The sequence below is a fragment of the Streptosporangium longisporum genome, assembly GCF_039534895.1.
Classification (GTDB): Bacteria; Actinomycetota; Actinomycetes; order Streptosporangiales; family Streptosporangiaceae; genus Streptosporangium; species Streptosporangium longisporum.
In genome coordinates this window covers 854,542-876,524 of record NZ_BAAAWD010000006.1, presented here as the reverse complement: position 1 = coordinate 876,524, position 21,983 = coordinate 854,542, and the positions used below count along the sequence as shown (strand labels likewise).

At 73.0% G+C, this 21,983-nt stretch carries 25 protein-coding genes; 14 read left to right on the top strand and 11 right to left on the bottom strand.

The genetic code is table 11. The features are described 5' to 3' along the window. Positions 1–252 precede the first annotated feature (252 nt). The 4 genes from ABD832_RS07995 to ABD832_RS07980 all read left to right on the top strand — a co-directional run bounded on the left by ABD832_RS07995 (position 253) and on the right by ABD832_RS07980 (position 4,561). Positions 253–840: an MFS transporter gene (locus tag ABD832_RS07995; protein ID WP_344890575.1), complete on the top strand. Its 588-nt coding sequence runs from the start codon at positions 253–255 to the stop codon at positions 838–840. Between the two features lie 314 nt (positions 841–1,154). Further along, positions 1,155–1,787, top strand: coding sequence for a copper chaperone PCu(A)C (locus tag ABD832_RS07990; protein WP_344890572.1), 633 nt, complete (start codon positions 1,155–1,157; stop codon positions 1,785–1,787). 21 nt (positions 1,788–1,808) lie between these two features. Continuing rightward, complete coding sequence (locus tag ABD832_RS07985) at positions 1,809–3,062, top strand: Dyp-type peroxidase (RefSeq protein ID WP_344890569.1); 1,254 nt, start codon at positions 1,809–1,811, stop codon at positions 3,060–3,062. A gap of 254 nt (positions 3,063–3,316) precedes the next feature. Next, positions 3,317–4,561 (top strand): ROK family transcriptional regulator, encoded by a 1,245-nt coding sequence (locus tag ABD832_RS07980; protein WP_344890565.1) that lies wholly within the window; start codon positions 3,317–3,319, stop codon positions 4,559–4,561. Between the two features lie 146 nt (positions 4,562–4,707). On the opposite strand, the gene ABD832_RS07975 is transcribed toward ABD832_RS07980, so the two are convergent. Next, positions 4,708–5,280 carry a DUF1707 SHOCT-like domain-containing protein gene (locus tag ABD832_RS07975; RefSeq protein WP_344890563.1) on the bottom strand — a complete coding sequence of 191 codons (573 nt, stop codon included), beginning with the start codon at positions 5,278–5,280 and terminating at the stop codon, positions 4,708–4,710. Positions 5,281–5,472: 192 nt separating this feature from the next. On the opposite strand from ABD832_RS07975, the gene ABD832_RS07970 reads away from it, so the two are divergent. Then, complete coding sequence (locus tag ABD832_RS07970) at positions 5,473–7,431, top strand: acyltransferase family protein (protein WP_344890560.1); 1,959 nt, start codon at positions 5,473–5,475, stop codon at positions 7,429–7,431. Positions 7,432–7,476: 45 nt separating this feature from the next. Here the strand turns inward: ABD832_RS07970 and ABD832_RS07965 are convergent, their stop codons facing one another. Further along, the gene (locus ABD832_RS07965; RefSeq protein ID WP_344890558.1) at positions 7,477–8,106 is read right to left on the bottom strand and encodes a TetR/AcrR family transcriptional regulator; all 630 of its coding nucleotides are present in this window, start codon (positions 8,104–8,106) and stop codon (positions 7,477–7,479) included. An 81-nt stretch (positions 8,107–8,187) separates the two neighbouring features. On the opposite strand from ABD832_RS07965, the gene ABD832_RS07960 reads away from it, so the two are divergent. From ABD832_RS07960 to ABD832_RS07950, 3 genes are all read left to right on the top strand, one after another. Next, positions 8,188–8,955: an SDR family oxidoreductase gene (locus ABD832_RS07960; protein WP_344890555.1), complete on the top strand. Its 768-nt coding sequence runs from the start codon at positions 8,188–8,190 to the stop codon at positions 8,953–8,955. 105 nt (positions 8,956–9,060) lie between these two features. Continuing rightward, a complete protein-coding gene (locus tag ABD832_RS07955) occupies positions 9,061–9,846 on the top strand; it encodes an alpha/beta fold hydrolase (protein ID WP_344890552.1) in 786 nt (261 codons plus the stop codon). 100 nt (positions 9,847–9,946) lie between these two features. Continuing rightward, positions 9,947–10,684, top strand: coding sequence for an AAA family ATPase (locus tag ABD832_RS07950; protein ID WP_344890549.1), 738 nt, complete (start codon positions 9,947–9,949; stop codon positions 10,682–10,684). Between the two features lie 197 nt (positions 10,685–10,881). Here ABD832_RS07950 and ABD832_RS07945 read toward each other — a convergent pair whose 3' ends face one another. After that, complete coding sequence (locus ABD832_RS07945) at positions 10,882–11,442, bottom strand: flavoprotein (protein WP_344890547.1); 561 nt, start codon at positions 11,440–11,442, stop codon at positions 10,882–10,884. A 426-nt stretch (positions 11,443–11,868) separates the two neighbouring features. Here ABD832_RS07945 and ABD832_RS07940 point away from each other — a divergent pair, with 426 nt between their 5' ends. The 3 genes from ABD832_RS07940 to ABD832_RS07930 all read left to right on the top strand — a co-directional run bounded on the left by ABD832_RS07940 (position 11,869) and on the right by ABD832_RS07930 (position 14,031). Next, positions 11,869–12,276 carry a hypothetical protein gene (locus tag ABD832_RS07940; RefSeq protein ID WP_344890545.1) on the top strand — a complete coding sequence of 136 codons (408 nt, stop codon included), beginning with the start codon at positions 11,869–11,871 and terminating at the stop codon, positions 12,274–12,276. Between the two features lie 91 nt (positions 12,277–12,367). Beyond that, positions 12,368–13,021, top strand: a complete 654-nt coding sequence (locus ABD832_RS07935) for a hypothetical protein (protein WP_344890542.1) — start codon at positions 12,368–12,370, stop codon at positions 13,019–13,021. A 386-nt stretch (positions 13,022–13,407) separates the two neighbouring features. Beyond that, entirely contained in the window at positions 13,408–14,031 is a 624-nt protein-coding gene (locus ABD832_RS07930) for a phospholipase (RefSeq protein WP_344890539.1), read from the top strand. A gap of 226 nt (positions 14,032–14,257) precedes the next feature. Here the strand turns inward: ABD832_RS07930 and ABD832_RS07925 are convergent, their stop codons facing one another. From ABD832_RS07925 to ABD832_RS07910, 4 genes are all read right to left on the bottom strand, one after another. Next, positions 14,258–14,896 carry an SRPBCC family protein gene (locus ABD832_RS07925; RefSeq protein ID WP_344890537.1) on the bottom strand — a complete coding sequence of 213 codons (639 nt, stop codon included), beginning with the start codon at positions 14,894–14,896 and terminating at the stop codon, positions 14,258–14,260. Positions 14,897–14,905: 9 nt separating this feature from the next. Next, on the bottom strand, positions 14,906–15,295 hold the full coding sequence (locus ABD832_RS07920; protein ID WP_344890535.1) for an ArsR/SmtB family transcription factor: 390 nt from the start codon (positions 15,293–15,295) through the stop codon (positions 14,906–14,908). A gap of 167 nt (positions 15,296–15,462) precedes the next feature. After that, positions 15,463–16,344, bottom strand: a complete 882-nt coding sequence (locus tag ABD832_RS07915) for an aminoglycoside phosphotransferase family protein (RefSeq protein ID WP_344890532.1) — start codon at positions 16,342–16,344, stop codon at positions 15,463–15,465. A gap of 69 nt (positions 16,345–16,413) precedes the next feature. Beyond that, positions 16,414–17,370, bottom strand: coding sequence for a helix-turn-helix transcriptional regulator (locus ABD832_RS07910; protein ID WP_344890529.1), 957 nt, complete (start codon positions 17,368–17,370; stop codon positions 16,414–16,416). Between the two features lie 39 nt (positions 17,371–17,409). On the opposite strand from ABD832_RS07910, the gene ABD832_RS07905 reads away from it, so the two are divergent. Together ABD832_RS07905 and ABD832_RS07900 are read left to right on the top strand one after the other, a co-directional pair. Beyond that, positions 17,410–17,889 carry a hypothetical protein gene (locus ABD832_RS07905; RefSeq protein ID WP_344890526.1) on the top strand — a complete coding sequence of 160 codons (480 nt, stop codon included), beginning with the start codon at positions 17,410–17,412 and terminating at the stop codon, positions 17,887–17,889. Next, a complete protein-coding gene (locus ABD832_RS07900; RefSeq protein ID WP_344890523.1) occupies positions 17,886–18,335 on the top strand; it encodes a hypothetical protein in 450 nt (149 codons plus the stop codon). The genes ABD832_RS07905 and ABD832_RS07900 overlap by 4 nt, the downstream gene beginning before the upstream one ends. Positions 18,336–18,515: 180 nt before the next feature. On the opposite strand, the gene ABD832_RS07895 is transcribed toward ABD832_RS07900, so the two are convergent. The 4 genes from ABD832_RS07895 to ABD832_RS07880 form a co-directional block, all read right to left on the bottom strand. Then, complete coding sequence (locus tag ABD832_RS07895; protein ID WP_344890520.1) at positions 18,516–18,959, bottom strand: SRPBCC family protein; 444 nt, start codon at positions 18,957–18,959, stop codon at positions 18,516–18,518. A 47-nt stretch (positions 18,960–19,006) separates the two neighbouring features. Then, positions 19,007–19,360, bottom strand: coding sequence for an ArsR/SmtB family transcription factor (locus tag ABD832_RS07890; RefSeq protein WP_344890517.1), 354 nt, complete (start codon positions 19,358–19,360; stop codon positions 19,007–19,009). Then, positions 19,357–19,809, bottom strand: a complete 453-nt coding sequence (locus ABD832_RS07885) for an SRPBCC family protein (RefSeq protein ID WP_344890514.1) — start codon at positions 19,807–19,809, stop codon at positions 19,357–19,359. Before ABD832_RS07885 ends, ABD832_RS07890 begins: the two co-directional genes overlap by 4 nt. A gap of 168 nt (positions 19,810–19,977) precedes the next feature. Then, positions 19,978–20,724: a helix-turn-helix transcriptional regulator gene (locus ABD832_RS07880; RefSeq protein WP_344890511.1), complete on the bottom strand. Its 747-nt coding sequence runs from the start codon at positions 20,722–20,724 to the stop codon at positions 19,978–19,980. 110 nt (positions 20,725–20,834) lie between these two features. Between ABD832_RS07880 and ABD832_RS07875 the strand changes: the two genes are divergently transcribed. Continuing rightward, entirely contained in the window at positions 20,835–21,980 is a 1,146-nt protein-coding gene (locus tag ABD832_RS07875; RefSeq protein WP_344890508.1) for a MalY/PatB family protein, read from the top strand. Positions 21,981–21,983 lie beyond the last annotated feature (3 nt).

Here is a 21,983-nt window from a genome sequence, read left to right as displayed (position 1 = left end):
TCTTCCCGGCCCTTGTGACCAGGCTTCGAACGGGACCGGGCCGATTCGACAGACCGCCCGGATTCTTTTCATGATTTTTTACAGGGGGTACGCCTTAGGCCTCCGAAGGACGCTCCCGCGTCCGGAAGGGCTCCCGCCACGGGACCCGTGAGGGAGGGGACCGTCCCGGGACCGCGTCCCCGTGCCGGGCCGGGCCCGTGGTCCACCGACCCGATCTTCACGGCGGGCCTCCCGGCTGAGAGGATGTCTCCCGTGACCTCCAGGACGACCGGCCCGGCCGGCACGCGAGCGGACATGACGTTCCGTTCCGCGCGCGCCGCCGTCTTCGCCGTGGTCTGCCTGGGGTTGAGCGTGGGAGCGCACGTCCTCGCGGGAGGCTCGGTCTCCGCGCCGGGCGCCGCCGCCGCCCTCGCCGTGGCCTTCGCGACGGCCCTGGCCGCCTCGGGACGCGAGCGCACGACGGCGACGATCCTGACGCTGCTGGCGGGCGTGCAGGCCGTCCTGCACGTGCTGTTCTCCCTCGCGCACGCCACGTCCCCGGCCGAGCTGATGGGACACGTCCACTCCGGGCTGCTGCCCGGCCTGGGCATGCTGGTGGCGCACGGGTGGGCCGTCGGGCTGACCGGGCTGTGGATGGCCCGCGGCGAGGCGGCCCTGTGGGCGCTGCTGCGCAGGCTCGGCGTGCGGCTCCGCCGGGTGGTGATCGTGCTCGTCACCCCGGTGCACGTCCCGTTCCCGGTCACGGGCACGGCCGAGCCGGGAGTCCTCCGCTCCGCCGTGCTGCGCCACGCCGTCAGCAGGCGCGGCCCCCCGGCGACCGTCACCGCCGTCCCCGGCTGACCCACCGGGTCACCCGGGACCCGTTCCCCCCTCCCGCGCGCACGCCCGCGCGGGCCTTCGCCGATGCCGCCGCTCCGGCCGCTCGTGTCCCCGCCCCGGCCGCTCGTACGGCCGCGGCGCCGCCCGCGTGACCCCAGGACCGCTCGCTCTCATGCCGCCGTCCGGTCACGCATGGACGGCAGGGACGCGCGCCTGGCCGTCCGGCCGCCCGGCGCACCGAACCATCGTGACGATCCCGGCCGTCCGCCCGGCGGCCTCCTCGGCGGCGTTCCGCCGGGTCCCGCCGGCCGTCCGGCCGGAAGAAAGGCATCACCATGTCCGCTCGACGTACCATCCCCGCCCCGATCCGCCGCGCCGTCTCCGCGGGGATCCTGATCGCGGCCGTGACCGTCCTCGGCGCGTGTGGGTCCGAGGGGTCCCCGGCCTCCCAGGGAGCCCCGGCCGGCACGGCACCGGCCGCCGTCCCGAGCTCCGCGAGCTCCGCGGGCTCCGCGAGCCCCGCGCCGTCCGCCGCGGCCGCCGCCGGCGCCACGCTGACGATCACCGACCCGTGGGTGAAGACCGCCCCGAAGGGGATGAGCGCCGCCTTCGGAACCCTGGTCAACCCCACCGACACCGAGGTGACGGTCGTCTCCGGGGCCTCCCCGCTCTCGCCGATGATCGAGCTGCACGAGGTCGTCGAATCCGGGGGAAAAATGATCATGAGGCCCAAGGAGGGCGGCTTCGTGATCCCGCCCCGGGGCACCCACCGGCTCCAGCCCGGCGGCGACCACATCATGCTGATGGGCGTCACCGAGGCGGTGAAGCCGGGTGCGCGGATCCCCTTCACCCTCACCCTCAAGGGCGGCGGGACCCTGGAGTTCACCGCGATCGGCAAGGAGTTCGCCGGAGGCAAGGAGGACTACGAGCCCGGCACGCACGCGGAGGGGGACAAGGGTGACGGCTGACCGGGAAACGGAGTAGAGCTCATGCGGGAACCTCGACTCAGCCGCAGAGGACTGCTCGCGGGGGGCGCCGCCACCGCGGCCGGTGCCCTCGCGGCGTGCGCACCCGACCAGGTCCTCTCCCCGGCCGCCCCCCGGCCCGCCGCGGCGTCCCCCGCCCCCTCGGGCGTCTCCCGCGTCCCGGGCGGCTCCGACGGCTCCGGCGGCCTGGTGACGGAACCGTTCGACGGCGTCCACCAGGCCGGGATCGCGACACCGCCGCAGACGTACGGGGTCTTCGTCGGCCTGGACCTGCTGCCCGGTGTCGGCCGCGAGGCGCTGGGGCGGATGATGCGGCTGCTCACCGACGACGCCCGGCGGCTGACCCAGGGCAGGCCCGCCCTGGCCGACACCGAACCCGAGCTCGCCGTCCTGCCCTCCCGGCTGACGGTGACCTTCGGGTTCGGTCCCGGCCTCTTCACGGCGGCCGGGCTGTCCGGCCGCCGTCCCGGGCAGGTGGCGCCGCTGCCCGCGTTCACGGTCGACAGGCTGCGCAAGGAGTGGAGCGGCGGGGACCTGCTGTTGCAGATCTGCGCCGACGACGCCCTCACCCTGACCCACGCCCTGCGCATGACGGTCAAGGACGCCCGCGCGTTCGCGAAGGTCCGCTGGACCCAGCGAGGCTTCCGGCGCGGCGCGTACACCCATGCCGCCGGGCTGACCCAGCGCAACGTCATGGGACAGCTGGACGGGACCGTCAACCCCCTCCCGGGCACCCCCGACTTCGACCGGGCGGTCTGGGTGAGCGACGGCCCGGCCTGGCTGCGCGGCGGCACCACGCTGGTGCTGCGGCGCATCCGGGCGGAGATGGAGACGTGGGACGCCGTGGACCGGGCCGGGAAGGAGTTCACGGTGGGTCGCCGCCTGGACGACGGCGCCCCGCTCACCGGGCGCGACGAGCGCGACGAGGCCGACTTCACCAGGCTCAACGCGATCGGCTTCCCCGTCATCTCCGAGCAGGCGCACATCCGGCGGGCCCACGTCGCCGACCCGGGCATGCGGATGCTGCGCCGGGTCTACAACTACGACGAGGGGCTCACCCCCGACGGGCACGCCGACTCCGGCCTGCTGTTCGCCTCCTACCAGGCCGACATCGACCGGCAGTTCGTCCCCGTCCAGCGCAGGCTGGCCGAGGCCGACCTGCTCAACGAGTGGACGACCCCCATCGGCTCGGCCGTCTTCGCCGTCCCGCCGGGGTGCCCCCCGGACGGCTGGATCGGCGAGAGCCTGCTCGGCTGAGACGGCCCCATCGCTCCGCCGGTCCCTCCTCGCCCTGGACGAGGGGGGACCGGCGGGCCCTCCCGCGCTCGCGTCCCCAGGCGTCACGCGCGAGTCACCCGCGATCCCGCCCTCCTCGTGACGGTGCCGGACCGGCACCGATTGGTATTCTCGCGTCGTGACAGGATTCGCCCCGCCGTCCGCGGGCGGTGCGAAGGCCCTGTTCCGAGGTGGCGCAGCAGGATGACAGTCCCCGAGTCGTCAGGATCCCCACGATGCTGAAAGCCGGTCGGTCCCAGGAGGAGATCCGCCGGCACAACCTGGGCGCCCTGCTCCGGCAGGTGCACCTGGGCGGGCCGGTCTCCCGTACGGTGCTGGCCGACCGGATGGGCCTGAACCGGAGCACCATCATGGCGCTGACCGCCGAGCTCACCTCGGCGGGCCTGGTGCGCGAGGAACGCCCCACCGACACCGGCAGGGCGGGCCGGCCCTCGCTGGTGGTCCGGCCCGAGTCCGACCGGGTGTACGTGCTGGCCTTCGACGTCCGGGTGGACCGGCTGGTCGCGGCCAGGGTCGGGCTGGGCGGGACGGTCCTGGAGCGGATGGAGGCGGTCCGGCCGCGCGCCGGGGCCGACCTGGACGACGTGGTCGGGGTGCTCGCCGGGTTCGCCCGGCGGCTGCACCGCGAGGCGAGCCCCGAGGCGATCTGCGTCGGCGTCGGGGCGGCGTACTGCGGCATGATCCGGCCCGGCGACGGGATGGTGCGTTTCGGGCCGAACATGGGCTGGGTGGACCAGGCGTTCGGCGCCGAGCTCGGCCACCGGCTGGGCCTCGGGCTGCCGGTCGCGGTGGGCAACGAGGCCCACCTGGGAGCGCTGGCCGAGCACGAACGCGGCGCCGGGGTCGGCTTCGACAACCTGGTCTACCTGCACGGCGACGTCGGCGTGGGAGGCGGGATCATCGTCGGCGGCAAGCTGCTGGACGGTGACGGCGGGTACGGCTGCGAGCTCGGGCACATGATGGTGAACCCGCACGACGGGCGGCCCTGCGGGTGCGGCTCCCGGGGCTGCCTGGAGGCGGAGGTCGGCGAGCAGGCCCTGATCGACGCGGCCGGCCGCTCCGCCGACCTCTTCGGCCGCGAGGGCGTTCGGGCCGTGGTGGAGGCCGCCGATCGCGGCGACCTCAGGGCCCGGGACGCGCTGCGCCGGATCGGCGACTGGCTGGGCATCGGGGTGGCGAACCTGATCAACCTGTTCAACCCCGGCATGGTGATCTTCGGCGGGATGCTGCGCGAGGTCTACCCGGGAGCGGCGGCCCAGGTCCGCGACCGGGTGGAGGCCAACGTGCTGATGATCTCCCGCAAGGCGCTGCTGCGCACCTCGGCCCTGGGGGACGACGCCACCCTCATCGGCGCCGCCGAGCTCGCCTTCGCCAGGGTGCTGGCCAGCCCCCTGGAGGTGCTCGCCCAGGGCGACGCCGTCCCGGGCCGCGGGCCGGTGCCCGCCCGCGCGACGCCGTGATCCGGTGAACCGTCCCGGTGTCCTTCCGAACACCACGATCGGCCAGGCGCGGTGAGCGGCCGGACACGGTGGACGGCAGGGCGGGTGCTCGGACGCGACAGGTGATCGGGCAGGGTGATCGGATACGACGGGTGGCAGGGCCGGGTTCAGGTGCGGCGCCGGCGGCGGTACCTCACCCAGACGAAACTCTCCGTCCTGCCGGAGAGCCGGAGTGTGACCGGGCCGGGATCCGGTCCGGGCGGCTTGTTGTGGACGCCTCCCAGGCCGCTGGAGACCACCTCGTCGGAACGGACCCGCCAGTCCTTCGGCACCGTGATCAGGATGCTGCCCGACTGCGCGTCGCAGCTCACCTCCATGAAGACCTCGCGCCAGGCGCACTCCGCCCTGGTGAAGTCGATTCTCACCGAGCCCTGCCGGGCTATGGCGTCGATGCGCGGAGGCACGACCCAGTGTCCCTCCTGCCGGACCGTCCGCCAGTTCTGGGCCACCAGCCGCAGAACGCCGGGAACGCCCGGAAGGGGCACGGGCGGATCGTTCGCCCCCGGAAGGTCGGCCACGACGGCGTCCAGTTCCCCGCGGGTCCGTGCCGCGTACGTGCGATCGAGGCGTTCGTTCAGCTCCTCGATGCTGATGCGTCCCTCGGTGACCGCGACGCGCAGCGTCTCGGCGATCCGTTCCCGGTCGTCGTCCCCCGCGCGGATGTCCGCGTGATCGGTCATGACCTCCACTGTAAGAACCGGTTTCCCGGCTCACCAGGCACATTTGCGAACACCGATCTCGCCGCCCGGAGCCGGGAGGTATAGGTTCTTCTGGCGCCATGACGGTACGACCCGCCCGGGAGCCGCGACCTGACGGTACGGCCGGGCCGGGTGCCCGCGGCGCTTCCCCATCACCCAGCGCGGAGGTAGACGGTGTCGGCTCCCGTGGACGTCCTGCCCGCCGGCCGGTCGGCGGCACGGGCGGCGCGGGCGAGGACGGGCAACGAGCGCAGGCCGGAGATCGAGGGGCTGCGGGCCGTCGCCGTCCTGCTCGTGGTGATCTACCACATCTGGCCGCGGCGGGTGTCCGGTGGCGTGGACGTGTTCCTGATGCTCACCGGCTTCCTCATCACCGGCTCCCTGCTGCGCACGGTGGAGCGCCGCGGGCGGGTGGAGTTCGGCGCGTTCGCCGCGCGCCTGGCCGGACGGCTCCTGCCGGCCGTCGCCCTGGTGCTGCTCGGCGTGCTGGCCGGGACGCTGCTCTGGCTCCCGCGGACCCGGTGGCACGACACGCTGGCCGAGGTGTTCGCCTCCGCGCTGTACTACGAGAACTGGCACCTGGCGTCGGCGGCCGTCGACTACCTGGCCGGGGGCAACGCGGCCGGTCCGGTGCAGCACTTCTGGTCGCTGGCCGTCCAGGGCCAGTTCTACGTGCTGTGGCCGGTCCTGCTGGCCCTGACGACCGCGGTGGCCGCGCGCCGCGGCCGGAGCCCGCGGGCGGCGTTCCTCGGTGTGACGGCGCTGGTCTTCGCCGTCTCGCTCGCGTACTCGGTGGCAGGGACCGCGGCCGACCAGCGGTGGGCCTACTTCGACACCGGGGCCCGGCTGTGGGAGTTCGCCCTGGGCGGGATGCTCGCGGTCGTGCTGCCGTACCTGCGGCCTCCCGGAGCGGTCCGGGTGGCGCTGGGCTGGATCGGCCTGGCGGCGCTGGTGTCGTGCGGGCTGCTGCTCCAGGTCTCCACGGTCTTCCCCGGGTACGCGGCCCTGTGGCCGACCGGGGCCGGGGTGATGATCATCGTGGCCGGGGTGACCGGCAGCGCGTTCGGCGCCGACCGGCTGCTCACCCTGCGTCCCATGATGTACGTGGGGAGCATCTCCTACGCGCTCTACCTGTGGCACTGGCCGATCTTCATCTTCTACCTGGCACAGACCGGCCGTACCGCGGCGAGTTCCAAGGGCATCGCCCTCGTCCTGGTCGCGTCGTTCGTCCTCGCCGCGGCCACCACGGCGCTGACCGGCCGGATCCCCATGGGCGGCACGGCACGCCCGGCGGCGATCGGCCTGGCGTGCCTGCTCCCGGTGCTGGTGGTCGCCGGGGTGTGGACGTCCCGGCTGGAGGACCAGGTCCGGCGGGAGGGCGGCATCGTCCCGGCCCCGGCCGTGGCCGCCCGGGACCGCCCCCGGACCTACGCCGACGGCTGCAACCAGGTCACCGGCCGCGACGAGCTGCTGACCTGCCGGTACGGCGCCGCGAACCCGGCCCGTACCATCGTCCTGGCCGGCAACTCGCACGCCGCGCACTGGTTCCCGGCCCTGCACGCCATCGCCGACGCCAACGGCTGGCAGGTGGTGAACATGACCAAGGGGGCGTGCGCGCTCTCCACGCAGCCGCAGCGCTACCAGGGCAGGGCCTACCCCTCCTGCGACCGGTGGCAGCGGGACGTGATGGCGGAGGTACGGCGGATCGGGCCGGACCTGCTGGTCACCACCGCGACGATCTCCAGCCCGTTCGAGCGCGGCGAGACGCTCCCCAAGGGGTACGTCGAGCGGTGGCGTCAGCTCGGCGCGATGGGCGTGCAGGTGCTGGCGATCCGCGACACGCCCCGCATGCCCTTCGACCCGCCCGAGTGCGTCGAGGTCAAGGGCCCCGGGGCCTGCGTGGACGACGAGCGGCACAGCCTCGCCGCGGTCTCACCGGCCGCCCGGCTCCGACGGCCGCCGTCCAACGTGACGTTCGCCGACCTCACCCCGCTGCTCTGCCCGCGGGACCGCTGCCCCTCGGTCGTCGGGAACCTGATGGTCTACTCCGACAAGGGGCACATCACCGCCACCTTCATGCGAAGCCTGGCGCCCGTGCTGGAGAAGGAGGTCCGGCGGGCCCTCGGCCCCTGATCGGGGCGGCTTTTCCCCAGCGGGCCCGTCACCGGCGGTCGTGCGTCAGCGTGGCGGGCCCGGCTCGCGTCCCGGCCAGGCGCTCAGGGCCAGCTCGGCGATCTCGGCGAGCTCGGCCGCGCCGGCCCCGTCCCGGGCGCGCTGTGACATCCCCTGGACGACCGCGGCGAAGTACCCGGCCAGCGCGCGGGGGCTCGCGTCGGCGGGGAGCTCGCCCTCCCGCTGCGCCGTACGCAGGCGGGTCTCGAAGACCGAGAGGTTGGCGTTGCGCAGGTCGCGCAGGAACGCCTCCACGTCGGCGTCCTGGGGGGTGACGTTGGTCGCCGCGCTGATGGTCAGGCAGCCGGCCGGGTGGGAGGGGTCGGGGTAGGTCGCCGCGGCCTCGCGCAGCACCCGGGCGAACGCGCCGTACGCGGTGGGCTCCTCCTCCAGGGCCAGGCCCACGAACGCGCCGGCGGGCGAGCGCCCGTAGGCGCGCACCACCTCCCGGAACAGGGAGCGCTTGTCCCCGAAGGCGGCGTACAGGCTGCCGGGCCTGATTCCCATCGCCTCGCTCAGCTCGCCGACGGAGGTGGCCTCGTAGCCGCGCTCCCAGAACAACCGGACGGCCACGGCGAGGGCCGCCTCGCGGTCGAATGTGCGCGGACGTCCCCGTGCCGCGCCTGTCGTCCCCATGCCCACATTCTAGAGCGACCCACCAAGAAATGGTGTTACCGTATTTGTTGGTAGGTCACTCAACAAAGAAGGGCGATCGTCATGTACGCACTGGAGGACAAGGTCGCGCTGGTCACCGGCGGCAGCCGGGGGATCGGACGGGCCATCGCCGAACGGCTCGCCCGGGACGGCGCCGTGGTGGCCGTCGCCTTCGCCCGCGACGAGGCCGCGGCGGACGAGGTCGTCGAGCGCATCCGCAAGGACGGCGGCCGGGCCTTCGCGATCCAGGCGGACCTGGGCGCGCGCGGGTGCGCCGCGACGCTCTGGGCCGCCTTCGACGCCGGGATCACGGAGCACGCGCCCGGCGGAGGCGTCGACATCATCGTGAACAACGCCGGTATCGGCCGCAGCGCGGACCTGGTCTCGCTCACCGAGGAGGAGTTCGACGAGGTCTTCGCCGTGAACGTCCGGGCGCCGTTCTTCATCGTGAAGGAAGGACTGGGGCGGCTGCGGGACGGCGGGCGGATCGTCAACATCTCCAGTGGCGTGGCCCGCCTCGCCATGCCGGAGATCATCGCCTACGGCTCCACCAAGGGCGCCCTGGACACCTTCACCCTCAACCTCGCCAAGCAGCTGGGCCCGCGGGGGATCACCGCGAACTCGGTGGCCCCCGGCATCGTCGACACCGACGTCAACGCGGGATGGCTGCGGGGCAACGCGCAGGCCGAGGCCCACGCCGCGTCGCTGGCCGCGCTGGGCCGGGTCGGGCAGCCCGAGGACATCGCCGACATCGTGGCGTTCCTCGCCTCCGACGACGCCCGGTGGGTGACCGGCAGGGTGATCGACGCGACCGGCGGCGCCGGGTTGTGACCTTCCCCGCCAGGGCCCGCGGCGTCGGTCCGTCGCACGTGCCCGCGCCTCGGTTCTGTCGGTGGCGCTCGGTACCGTCGGGGGCCATCGGACGAAGGGGGCACCATGGCGACGGCGACGTCCCGCGACGGCACGCGCATCGGGTTCGAGCGGGCGGGGGCGGGGCCGGCGCTCGTGCTGGTCGACGCGGCGGGCGGGTTCCGCGGGTTCGGTCCCATGGGCCCGCTCGCCGAACGCCTCGCCGACAGGTTCACGGTCGTGACCTACGACAGGCGCGGGCGCGGCGAGAGCGGCGACACCCCGCCGTACGCGGTGGAGCGGGAGGTGGAGGACCTCGCGGCCGTGATCGAGGCGGCCGGGGAGCCGGCGTTCGTGCACGGGTTCTCCTCCGGTGCGGCCCTGGGCCTGCTCGGCGCGGCGGCCGGGCTGCCGATCGCGATGCTCTCACTTCTCGAACCGCCGATCACCCTCGACCGGCCGTCGCGGGAGGACGGGGCGCAAAGGGAGGGGGACCTCGCGGCCGAGATCGACGAGCTCGTCGCCTCCGGTCGCCGGGCCGACGCGGTCGAGCACTTCCACAGGAGCATCGGCGTCCCCGACGAGATCGTCGCGGGGCTGCGGCAGGCCCCCTTCTTCCCGGCGCTGGAGGGCATCGCGCACACGCTCGCCTACGACAGCCGGATGACGTCGGCCGTCTCCGCCGCCACCCTCCGGTCCGTCACGGTGCCGACCCTGGTGATCAACAGCTCGTCCAGCGACGAACGTCTGCGCGGCTGGGCCGCGGACGTGGCGGCGGCCCTTCCCCGGGGACGCCACCTGACCCTTCCGGGCGAGTGGCACGGCGTGCCCGAGAAGGTGCTGGCCCCCGCGCTGGCCGGTTTCTTCGCATGAGAGGCACCCCCCGCCCGTACGAGCCGGACGTGGCACGCCACCCGTACCGGCCGGAAGGAGACCGGGCGCGGCCCGTGCCCGGCCGTGACCGGGAGGATCCGTGTTCCTCACCGGCCTGAGCGTCTCCCGTCCCCCGTCCGGCTGGCCCGGGGCCCTGCCCGCCGTGCGGCATCTCGCCGAACACGGTCTGGACCTCACCGTCCCGGTCACCTTCCTGGTGGGGGAGAACGGTTCCGGGAAGTCCACGATCGTCGAGGCGATCGCCGACGTGTGCGGCGTCAACTCCGAAGGCGGCAAGGCCGGCACCCGCTACGCCAGCACGGGCCCGTTCACCGAGCTGGGCGGGGTCCTCGACGCCGACTTCACCGTCACCGGCCTGCGCCTCACCCGGGGGCCCCGGCTCAAGCGGCGGGTGTTCTTCCTCCGCGCCGAGACCCTGATCAACCTGGGACGCGGGGTGTCGGGCCTGCCCGGGTACTGGAAGGAGCACCCCGACGAGCAGTCCCACGGGGAGGGGTTCCTCACCGTGCTGGAGCACATGGTGAAGGGGCCGGGCATCTACCTGCTGGACGAGCCCGAGGCCGCCCTGTCGTTCCAGTCCTGCCTGCGGCTGGTCGGCCTGATGGACCGGGCCACGCGCGAGGGCGGGCAGATCATCTGTGCCACCCACTCACCGGTCCTGACCAGCCTCCCCGGCGCGCGCATCCTGGAACTCGGCGAGGACGGCATCCAGGCGAGGGAGTGGGAGAGCCTCCAGATCGTCGACCACTGGCGGCGCTTCCTCGCCAAGCCGGACTTCTACCTGCGCTACGTCCTGGACGACGACGCCGGCGACTGACCGCCCGGTTCTACGACGGGGGGCCGGACTCTCTCCCGCCGGGAGCGTTCCGCTCGCGCCGGGAACGCGCTCAGGCCGGGAAGCGCTCACACCACGACGGGATCAGGCCGGGAAGCGCTCAGGGCGAGATCGGCCCGTTCACACCAGGACCGCTCACGCCGGGACCGTTCATGCCACGACGGCTCATGCCGGGGCGTTCACGCAGCCCCGTCCTGTGGTCGCGACGTCAGCTCGCGCATGGAACTCACGGCGAGGTGCCACGGATGGTCGCCGACGACATCCGCATCGGAGCCGTCGCCGGGCTCGAACTCCCCGGGGCCGAACAGGACGCGCACGCCCTCGGCGCGGAGCCGCTCGACGCTGTGCCGGAACGGCGTACGGGAGGCGAGGGCCGCGCTGACGAACGGCAGGACGACCACCGGGATCCCCAGGCCCGGGGCCTCGGCCAGCAGGCCCAGGGCGTAGGTGTCGGCGATGCCCTGGGCGAACTTGTTGACGGTGTTGTAGGTCGCGGGCGCGACGATGATCGCATCGGCCCGCGGCGGCTTGGGTTCGTCCGGCGTGCGGTACCGGCTGCGCACGGGACGGCCGGTCTGCGTCTCCAGGACGGGGACGTCGACGAAGCCCAGGGCGGACGGGGTGGCGACGACCTGGACGATCCACCCGTCGTCCTGGGCGAGCGTGACGAGACGGCCGACGCCACCGGCGGCACCCGCGGCGCACACGATGACGTAGAGGACCCGGCCGGACCGGGTCACGCGGGGACTCCGCGGGGTGCGGTGCGCTCGCGCGTCTCGTCGTGGCCGCCGGCTCGGGCCGCTCCGGGCCACCCGGCGCGTTCACGGTGTCGCATCTCGCCCTCGTCCTCCGCTCCGTCGACGAGGTCCACGGTACGCGGACCCGGAGGCGGTTCCCGTCCGGTCCGGGTTCCCGTCCGGTTCGGGTCTCCGTCCGGCCCGGGTCTCCGTCCGGCCCGGGTCTCCGGTCGGCCCGGGTCTCCGGTCGGGCCGCGGGCGGGAGCCGGGAGCCGCAGTCGGCCCGCTCGCCACTCACCGTCTGATGATGATCACCCATCTCCGGCCGTTTCCGGCGTACGATACCGCCGCTCTCGAATCCCCGTGGTCGCGATCCGGCGGTGCACATCGTCGTCGGAGGCGACCGTCGCCGAAGGAAGCGTGAAGATCGTGACAAAAGGCGAAGCCCCCCGTACCCGGCGCGGTGCGACGGGCGTCCGGACCGGTGTGATCCTGGCCGTGGCGTCCGCGGTGAACTACCTGGCCTGGCTGGGATGGGACCGGCAACGGGACGTCGCGCCGGACGGCAGCGTCAGCGGCCCGTACCAGGCCTGGCAGGTGGCGGGCCTGGTGATCGTCCTGGGGATTCTCGCCGTCGTCGCCGGCCGGCGCGGTCACCCCGTGCTCGGCACCGCCGCCGTCGCCGTCGTGACGTGGCTGGCATGGTCGGTCGACGCCGCCCTGTCGGACGACAGCGGCCTGTGGGTCGTGGGTTCCCTGCTGCTCCTGCCCGCCCTTCTCCTGGGTGTCGGCCTGGTCGCGTTCCTGGCGTCCCGGCGCGGAGGCGCGGCCGGATAGGCGGTCACCCGGCGTCCCGGCGTCCCTCCCGTACCGACCATAGGTAGATTGGCTACATGTAGTTCGTCTGCCTATGGAAGGAGTGCTGACGGTGACCCCCACCGCCCGCCATCTGCTCGTGTGGTCGCACGTCGTGACCTCGGTGGCCTGGATGAGCCAGGCCCTCGCCCTGTTCGCGCTGAGCGGATACGCCATGTCCTCCGGTGACGACAGCGGTTACGCGATGGCGGAGCTGCTCGACACCCAGGTGCTGCTGCACTTCGCCAACGCCTCCGCCTTCACCGGGCTGATGTTGTCCGCCATGACCCGGTGGGGCTACTTCCAGTACTGGTGGGTGCTGGTCAAGTTCGCCATCACGCTCTCCCAGCTCTACGCGGGCATCTTCCTGCTCAGCCCCAGGCTCACGGCGCTCGCGCACGGTACGCGCGACGCCGACCCCGTCCTTCTCGGGGCGACACTGCTCATGGTCTCGGCCATCGCCTTCCAGGCGTGGGTGTCGGTGGCCAAGCCGTGGAAACGGACCCCCTGGGGGACGAGGCCCGTGAAACCTCCCGCGCCGCCGGCCTGGGTGTCCGGCTTCGTGCTCCTGGCACCCGTTCTCGACTACGTCCTCGCCACGTTCGTGGTCGGCAATCCGACGCCGCTGTTCTGCGTTCTCATCGCGCTCCTCTACCCGCTCTGGCGGGCCCGCGCCTCCCGGCGGGAGAAGGACGGCCGGGTCCCCGCCGCACGCTCGCGCGAGTGAGCGAACGGCCCGGGAAGCAGGTCCCGCGAGTGAGCGGATGGTCCGGGAAAGCTGGCCCCCGCGAGTGAGCGGACGGTCCGGGAAGCAGGTCCCCATGGGTGAGCGGATGCTCCGGGAAAGCAGGTCACCGCGGGTGAGAAAGGGGACTTTCCGGGAAGGTGGCTCCGCGATGGGCGACCGCGCGCCGAGGCTCGGCCGAGCCGCCCGTTCTTCCGGGATGCGCTCTTACAACAGGCTGTCATCACTGTAAAGAGCGAGCGTTAACGAACACCGGTGTTGATCTTGACGAAGATCTGCTTCGGTGTTCACGGCCGTTTCGCCGCATTGTTGGCCGTGGCAGATTTCTGCCGCCCACGAGGCACACCCCCCGGACAAAGGCAGAGACCATGGTCAAACGCGCCCTGGCAACCGTCGCCCTCTTCCTCGTTGCATCGCTCGGACTGGCGCTCCCCGCTCACGCCGTGACGCTGGAGCAGAAGCTCGCCGCGCTCTCCAACTTCTCCCAGCCCACGGCGGCCAGCGCGTCGAGCTGGCGTGCCGCCTGGCAGAACCAGGGAGCCTGGGCGGGCTACGGGTTCGACTGGTCGACCGACCTGTGCTCGACCAGCCCCGACCAGCCGCTCGGCTTCGACTTCCGGATGCCGTGCCGCCGTCACGACTTCGGCTACCGCAACTACAAGGCGGTGAGCCGGTTCCCGGCGAACAAGGCGCGCATCGACAACGCCTTCTACTTCGACATGAAGCAGGTCTGCGCGGGATACTCCGGCGTCTCCAAGACCACCTGTGACGGTCTCGCCTGGACCTACTACCAGGCGGTCAAGGAGTTCGGCACCCTCAACGTCACCAAGGCGCAGATCGAGCGGGTCCGCCAGGCCGCGCAGGAGCAGGCGGCGCAGGAGCAGGCCACCCAGGACCAGCAGGCCACCCAGGACCAGCCCGCTCAGGAGCAGGCGACCCAGGAACAGAGCACCCCGGAGCAGCCCGCCCAGGAGCAGGCCGCGCAGGAGTGAGTACGAGGCGGCCCGGGAACGGGCCGCCCGGCAGCCGGTGCGTGACCCGTCCGCTCCCCGCGCGAGCGGGGGGCGGAGGATCACCGGCGACATGACGAGGCCCGCCCGGATCGCCCGAACCCATCGGGGTCCACCGGGACCGGACGCCTGACGGAGACCGGAGACGACCGGGGCCCGGATCGGGGACGACCCCCCGATCCGGGCCCTGCTCGTGGAACGTCCGTGTTCAGGAGGACGTGGAGCCCTCCTCCGGGGCGAACTGCGCGAGCGCGGCCTCGACCGCGGCGGCGGTGTCGGCCTCTCCCGCGGTGCCCGAGGCCTCGACCGTGGCCGTCCACGCGCGCACCGACCGGAGGGAGAACTCCCGGCCCTCAGGCAAGTCCGCCACCGTGAGGGGATCGGGACCGCTCTCGCCGCCGACGAAGAGGTCCAGTGCCAGAAGGGCGCTGTCCCATCCGGGCCCGACGTAGAGCGCGCCCGCACCGCTGCCCACCATCGCCAGGGGAACGGTGTGCTCGAGTTCGAGGGTGGTGCCCTCTCCGGCCGGGATCAGGCGCACCTCGACCAGGCTGCTCTCGCCCCCGAAGGTCACCCTGAGCAGACGGGGCGGCTCGCAGCGCAGGATCCTCCCGCCCGCGTTGCCCTCCAGCTGGAAGTCGCCGCCGACGCGCAGGTCACCGCTGATCGGCAGGAACCAGCGCTTCATGCGGTCGGGGTCGGTCAGGGCGTCCCAGACGTCCTCGGCCGGGGCGTCGTAGTCGCGTCGCAGCAGGACGGCAACGTCCTCGCCGCCGGCGCCACCGTCGCCGGGCCGGGTGCCGACCTCGCGGTGGATGGCGTTGATCTGGGCGATGATGTCGAACATGACCTTCTCCTAGGTATGAGGGGGGCCGGGCGTGGTGTCCGGGTCCCCGGTCGTCGTGTCCGGGGCCGTGGGCGAGCGGCGTTCGCGCCCGCCGCGGGAGAGCTCGGCGGTCAGCGCGTCGAGGTGCCGGCCCCAGAACCGGCGGAAGCGTTCCAGCCACATGTCGATCTCCCGTAACGGTGCGAGGTCCAGGGCGTACAGGCGTCGGTTGCCCTCCGGCCGGACCGTCGCGAATCCGCTGTCCCGCAGCACGCGCAGATGCTGCGACACCGCCGATCGGGAGATCGCGAACTCCTCGCGGATCGTCGAGGTGATCAGGCCGGAGGCCTGCTCACCGTCGACGAGCAACTCCAGGATCCGGCGCCGGACCGGATCACCGAGAACGTCGAAGGCGTTCACGGATCCGACTATGCCAGCCTGAGCTTATATAAGTCAAGACTGCTATAGCGGTGACCTGGCGACTTCCCCCCGCTTCCCGCACCGGCACGGGATCGAACGCGTCCCGCCCCGTCCCGCCCCCGTCCGGCCCCTCACGAGCGGCCTCGGCCCGGCCGTCGTACGACGGCTCAGGGCCGGTCCACGACCGGATCCTCCAGGACCTGGACGAGGGTGCGCGCCTGGACCCCGTCGCCGTCGGGGCCGGACAGGCCGGCCATGGTCACGAGGGCCTTCCACAGTGCCCATCCGCGTGCGCGCCGCCAGGCGTCGCCGGGAAGACCGGCGGCCTCCCGGAAGATCTTCCGCTCGTCCCCGGCGAAGTGGGTCCACGCCATGACGAGGTCGCAGGCGGGGTCACCGACGCCGCAGGTGCCGAAGTCGATGACCGCGCTGAGCCTCCCCCCGGTGGCGAGCAGGTTGCCCGCGGCGACGTCCCCGTGGAACCACACCGGCGGGAGCGGCCAGGCCGAGGTCAGCGCGCTCGCCCAGACGGCCCGGCAGGCCGCGGCGTCGACGCCGTCCCCGAGCCTGGCGAGGGACTCCTCGACCTCGTCTCCGTAGGCGCTGGGATGGCAGCCCCGGAAGAAGGAGTGACGGCCCGCGGCCGGTCCCCGCTCCGCGGGGGCCTGGCGGAGCGCGGTCAGGAAGCCCCCGAGATCGCGCGCCAGCTCGGCCCGGTCGACGTCCGCGGCTCCGTCGACGGTCTCCCCGGGGATCCAGTGCCGTACCGACCAGGGGAACGGATAGCCGGCCCCCGGGCGCCCGATCGCGACCGGCGCCGGTACGGGCAACGGCAGGTGCCCGGCCAGCGCGGGCAGGCAGCGGTCCTCCTTCTCGACGCTCGCCACGTACCCCTCGTCGCTCGGCAGGCGCACGGACAGCCGGTCGCCGAGCCTGAAGGTGCGGTTGTCCCAGCCCTGGCGGGGCACGGGCTCGACCGGCAGGTGGGCCCACCGGGGGAACTGCTCGGAGATCAGGGTGCCTACGAGGCCGGCGTTGATGTCGATCACGTGCCCCATTCTGCGCACACCCGGCGGGCGTCATCCACCGAGATAATCCTCCGCGCGGCAGGAGCGCGGTCAGCCGGAGGAGTAGCGGGCCGCCATGGCGCGGGAGGTCTCGGCGAGGCGTGCCCGCAGCTCCGGTGGCCCCAGGACCTCGACGTCCGCGCCCATCGCGAGGAACACCCCGTGGGCGTGGTCGATCGACTCGATGGGCAGCAGCGCGCGGATCCAGCCGTCCGGCTCGGCGGTCCCGGTGCCGTCCAGGGCCCGGGCGGCCGCGCCGGTGAGGCGGGACGCGGCGCGGGGCGAGAGGCGGACGACCGCCTCGTCCCGGTACAGGCGGGCGTGGAAGCCGGCCTGGTACCCCTCCCAGTGGCGGGCCAGGTCGAAGTCCCCGGGAGCCTCGAACTCCTCGTCCCGCACGGTGAGGCCGAGGATCTGGTCGACCCGGTACGTCCGCGGCCCCGGCCCGGCCACGACGTACCAGCGACCGGCCTTGAGCACCAGCCCGTACGGCTCCAGGCGCCGGTCGACGTCGGTCGGCTCCTTCCAGCGGCGGTAGCGGACGTCGAGCACACGGCCGCGCCACACCGCGTCGGCGACCTGCGGCAGGTACGGCACGTCGTCGTCCCCGGCGTACCAGCCGGGCGCGTCGAGGTGGAAGCGGGAGCGCATCCGGTCGGCCTGCGCGCGCAGCTCGGGCGGGAGCGCCGCGCGCAGCTTGAGCTGGGCGGTCGCGAGCGCCGAGCCGAACCCCAGGTCGGCCGCGGGCCCCGGGATGCCGGACAGGAACAGCGCCTCGGCCTCGCCGGTGTTGAGCCCGGTCAGGCGGGTGCGGTAGCCGGCCAGCAACCGGTAGCCGCCGGAGTGGCCGGCGTCCCCGTACAGGGGCACGCCCGCGCCGTGCAGCGACTCGATGTCGCGGTAGACCGTCCGGATCGACACCTCCAGCTCCCCGGCGAGCTGGGCGGCGGTCATCCGGCCCCTGGTCTGGAGCAGCAGCAGGATCGACAGGAGCCGGCTGGACTTCACTGACACAAGATGTCAGTGAACCGGCCCTACGGTCCAGCCATGGCTTTCACCGAGAAACTGCTGCGGGTGCCGCCCCCGATCGAGGTGGCAGGCCGCCGCGTCAAGCGCTACCACGTCACCGCCGACCCCTCCGGCATCGATCCGGCGGTCGAGAAGGCGGCGTACGCGATGCTCCCGGAGCTGCTTCCCGAACCGGACGGCACGCCACCGGCCACCTTCGTCGTCCTCCACCGGGGCGGGGACAACGGGGCGTACATCAACGCGTACAGCTGGGTGTGGGACAACGCCCTGCACTTCGGCGGGGCGGTGGCGGGCCAGCCGGTGCTGGGCTGCCCGGACACCGACCCGTCGAACTTCGTCCGGCTGGAGCGGCCGCTGATCGGCTGCGTCTGGGAACTGCCGCCCGTCCTGCACGAACGCGACGCCTGGGTACGGCACGTGCTCGCGCCCACCTCCCCCGACCTGGACGCCTACGTCGGCGACTCGCTCCCCGAGGGCACCACGGGGGACCGCCCGTGAACGACTTCGACTTCCTCGTCGGCACCTGGGACGTCGCCAACCGGCGGCGTACGGACTTCCTCGACGGGACGAGCGAGTGGGAGGAGTTCCCCGCCGTCAGCCGCGCCTCCCGGCACTTCGCGGGCGGGGCGAACTTCGACGAGATCACGTTCCCGACCATGGGCTTCACCGGGCTCACCCTGCGGCTGTACGACGTCGAGCGCGAGCAGTGGTCGCTGTACTGGTCCAACAGCCGCACCGGCACGCTGTTCCCGCCGGTCGTCGGCCGCTTCACCGGCGGCCGGGGCGAGTTCCACGGGGACGACACCCACGCCGGGCGAAAGGTCCGGGCGCGCTTCGTCTGGTCGGACATCACCGAGCGGTCCGCCCGCTGGGAGCAGGCGTTCTCACTGGACGGGGGAGTGACCTGGGTGACCAACTGGATCATGGAGATGACCCGTCGCTGACAGGTCGCGCGGGGGGCGTGACGGCCGTCCCGGCGCCGGCGGGCCACGCGTCGGCGCCGGTGGTCGCGGGCCACGGCACGACGGCACCTCCACCGGCGGCGATGCCACCGGTGGAGGTGCCGTCGTGGCCCCCGTGACGCCGCGGCGGGCCCGGGATCTCCTTCCGGGCCGATCGGAACGTCAGTTCCAGTTGTCGATCTTGACGTCGTCGGGGGCCGGGGAGCCCTTACCGTTCTCGATCAGCGACTTCAGGCTCAGCAGGAAGGTCGCCCACTTGGTGCTGCAGTGGTGCATGAACTCCACCGGCTCCTCCCAGCCCTTGTGCTTGAAGAGAATGACGGTGTGGTCGTCGGCCTGGGAGAGGTCCCAGTCCACGTGCGTGCCGATCCACTCCGCGGGTCCCTCGACCACTTCCCAGAGCACGTGCTTGTCCGGGTCGAGGTCGAGGGTCTTCATGTCGAACCCGCCGTTCGGGAACTGGAAGCGGAGCACGCCGCCGACGTCGTTCCCCTTCCCCTCGGTGTCGGTCGTCCACCAGCCGGCGAGCCCTTCGGTGGTCGTCAGGGCCGAGTAGACCTCGGCCGGAGACGACTTGATCGCGATCCTGTGCAGGATGTCCACCATCGTTGTTCCTCTTCCCCGTGTTGATTCTTGGATGATCTTCATGGATCTCACCGCTGCGCGTCGCGCTGGTCCTTCGCGCGCTGGACGGCCTCGGCGATCCGCTTGATGTGCCGGAGCCTGGCGTCCCATGACGCCCCCACCGACGACAGCTGCGCGACCGCGCGGGCGAGTTGCGCCTCGTCCACCCGGTATCTCCTCTCCCGGCCGGCGGACGTGGCGTGAACCAGGCCGACGCGGTCGAGGACGCCGAGATGTTTCGCGATGGCCTGCCGTGTCACGGGCAGCCGTTCGCTGAGGCTGGTGGCGGTGCCGTCACCGTCCGCCAGGAGCAGGTCGAGCATCCGCCGACGGGTCGGATCACCGACCGCGGACCACAGGTCGTCGTCGACGGCCGCGGTCACGAGGCCGACGCCAGCCGCGTGGCGTACTCTCCGAGCCGGGGGACGAAGGTGTCCCAGCCGTTGACGTGCTGGCCGTACTGCTCCTCCAGCTTGGCGGCCTCCCAGCCCATCTCCCGGAACCCGGTCTCGGTGAGCTTGATCGTGGTGCCCGTGCCCGACGGGGTGAGCTCGAAGACGACCAGCAGCGAAGGGGCGGTGTCGTCGACCTCGCCACCGGGGTAGCCCCAGCGGAACGAGAACAGCCGGGGCGGTTCGGCCTCCACCACGGTCATCGGGGCGACGTCGACCCTGTCGCCCCAGACGAACTCGCCGACGGCTCCGGGCTTCGTCTCGAAGTGGGCGTCGTCGGTCCACCACTGCGAGATGTGCTCGGGACGGCTGACGACCTCGAAGACCACCTCGGGCGAGGCGTCGACGTGGATCTCGCGTTCGATGCTGCCGTACTCCATGATCTTCACCTCTCCACGCGCAACGTTTGGTTGCACTTCACTGTAACGCGCCACGCCTCTTCGCGCAACCATCGGTTGCGGGAGGGGGGGAGCGGCCCGTCCGAACCCCGCCCGGCGGGCGGGAGGACGCGGCCTGCGGACCGGCCCGACGTCCGGGGCCGCCCTTCCTCAGCGGTGCGCGCGGTGGGTGCCGGGGGTGTGGCCGAAGGCGCGGCGGAAGACGTCGATGAAGGCGCTGCTGGAGGCCCAGCCGCACCGGGACGCGACGACCGTGACCGGGACGTCCTCGGCCAGTAGCCGCAGGGCGTGGTGCAGGCGCACCTGGGTGCGCCACTGCGGGAAGCTCATCCCGAACTCGGCCCTGCAGGGCCGGCTCAGGGTACGGTCGCTGACGCCGGCCTCGGCGCCGAGCCGTGCCAGGGTCCGATCGTCGGCCGGATCGTCGCGCAGGACGGCGCACACCGCGGCCAGACGCGGATCCCTGGCGGCCGGCACGTGGACGGGCTGCTGCGTGGAACGGCGGAGCCGGTCGAGCAGGACGGCCCGCAGGCGGAGCCGCTCGGCGGCCGGGCCGTCGGACCGCCCGGTGTAGGCGATGATCAGCTCGCGCAGCAGCGGGTCGACGCCGATGACCGCGGGCCGGTCCAGGCCCAGCGGGTTGTCCTCCACCGGCAGTCCCACCAGGTGCAGGACGGTGTCCCCGTAGGCGCGATGCTCGTGGACGGCCCCGGCGGGGATCCAGATGGCCCGGGTGGCGGGGGCGACCCAGATCCCCGCGTCGGTGGTGACGGACAGCACGCCGCGACCGGCGTAGACGATCTGGTTCTCGTCGTGGCGGTGCGCGTCGATCCCGGCACCGGCGGCCAGGGGACGCAGTCCCGTCATCGCGACCGGGGTGTGGCGGATTTCCGACATCAATTGTCATTTTATCGGAAGCGGGACGCCGTACGCGGAACCGATCATCGAGGGGACGGGTCCCGAAGAGCCCGTCACCCCTTTCCGCACGGTCTTCAGGAGCCCTCATCATGGACGATCTCGCGATTCCCTCCCTGGCGGAGCTGCGCAGGCGCCGCAGCGCGAAATGGCGGACCTTCCCCGACGACGTCCTGCCCCTGCCGGTGGCGGAGATGGATTTCCCCCTGGCCGAGCCGATCGCCAGGGCCCTGCGTGAGGCGGTCGACCGGTCGGACACCGGCTACGCGGCACCGACCCGTGACCTCGCGGACGCGGTCAGCGGCTACGCCCGGCGTACCTGGGACTGGAAGATCGACACCGACGGCGTGCGCACCGTCGCCGACGTCGGGATCGGCATCGTCGAGGTCCTGCGCCGCGTCACCGGTCCCGGGGACCGCGTGGTGATCAGCCCGCCGGTGTACGAGCCGTTCGCCTGGTGGGTGCGCGAGGTCGGAGCCCAGGTCGTCGAGGCGCCGCTGGCCGAAGGGCCGCGGGGATGGCGGCTCGACCTGGAGGCCCTGGAACGCGCCTTCGCCGACCGCGCCACGGCGTACCTGCTGTGCAACCCGCACAACCCCGTCGGGCTCGTCCACCCTCGCGAGGACCTGGTCGCGCTCGCCGGGCTGGCCGACAGGTACGGCGTCCACGTGCTGTCCGACGAGATCCACGCCCCCCTCGTCCTCCCAGGGGCCGAGTTCGTCCCGTTCCTGGAGGTGTCGGACGCGGCCAGGCGCCGGGGGTTCTCGTTCCTGTCCGCGAGCAAGGGCTGGAACCTGGCCGGGCTCAAGGCGGCCGTCGTCGTCACCGCGGACCCGGCGCCCAGGCGGTACGTCGACCGCCTGCCCGCGCACTCCCTCTACCGCACCGGTCACCTCGGGGTGATCGCCACGGTGGCCGCGTTCGACGAGGGTGACCGATGGCTCGCCGGGGCCCTCGGCATCCTCGACCACAACCGGAGGCTGCTGGGCGAGCTGCTGGCGGAGTCGCTCCCCGAGGCCCGTTACGGACCACCGCAGGCGGGCTTCCTGGCCTGGATCGACCTCCGGGCCCTCGGCTGGGGCGACGACCCCGCCGCGCACATCCTCGACGCCGCCCGGGTCGCCCTGAACGCCGGGCACCGCTACGGCTCCGCGGGCGCCGGGTTCGCCAGGCTGAACTTCGGCTGCTCCCCGCAGACCCTCACCGAGGCCGTCGCCCGCATCGCCGCGATCCGCTGAGAG

Coding starts and splice junctions, on each gene's coding strand:
- ABD832_RS07990 (WP_344890572.1), top strand. CDS start 1,155: ATGTCCGCTCGACGTACCATCCCCGCCCCGATCCGCCGCGCCGTCTCC.
- ABD832_RS07985 (WP_344890569.1), top strand. CDS start 1,809: ATGCGGGAACCTCGACTCAGCCGCAGAGGACTGCTCGCGGGGGGCGCC.
- ABD832_RS07980 (WP_344890565.1), top strand. CDS start 3,317: ATGCTGAAAGCCGGTCGGTCCCAGGAGGAGATCCGCCGGCACAACCTG.
- ABD832_RS07975 (WP_344890563.1), bottom strand. CDS start 5,280: ATGACCGATCACGCGGACATCCGCGCGGGGGACGACGACCGGGAACGG.
- ABD832_RS07965 (WP_344890558.1), bottom strand. CDS start 8,106: ATGGGGACGACAGGCGCGGCACGGGGACGTCCGCGCACATTCGACCGC.
- ABD832_RS07960 (WP_344890555.1), top strand. CDS start 8,188: ATGTACGCACTGGAGGACAAGGTCGCGCTGGTCACCGGCGGCAGCCGG.
- ABD832_RS07955 (WP_344890552.1), top strand. CDS start 9,061: ATGGCGACGGCGACGTCCCGCGACGGCACGCGCATCGGGTTCGAGCGG.
- ABD832_RS07930 (WP_344890539.1), top strand. CDS start 13,408: ATGGTCAAACGCGCCCTGGCAACCGTCGCCCTCTTCCTCGTTGCATCG.
- ABD832_RS07925 (WP_344890537.1), bottom strand. CDS start 14,896: ATGTTCGACATCATCGCCCAGATCAACGCCATCCACCGCGAGGTCGGC.
- ABD832_RS07905 (WP_344890526.1), top strand. CDS start 17,410: ATGGCTTTCACCGAGAAACTGCTGCGGGTGCCGCCCCCGATCGAGGTG.
- ABD832_RS07895 (WP_344890520.1), bottom strand. CDS start 18,959: ATGGTGGACATCCTGCACAGGATCGCGATCAAGTCGTCTCCGGCCGAG.
- ABD832_RS07885 (WP_344890514.1), bottom strand. CDS start 19,809: ATGGAGTACGGCAGCATCGAACGCGAGATCCACGTCGACGCCTCGCCC.
- ABD832_RS07880 (WP_344890511.1), bottom strand. CDS start 20,724: ATGTCGGAAATCCGCCACACCCCGGTCGCGATGACGGGACTGCGTCCC.
- ABD832_RS07875 (WP_344890508.1), top strand. CDS start 20,835: ATGGACGATCTCGCGATTCCCTCCCTGGCGGAGCTGCGCAGGCGCCGC.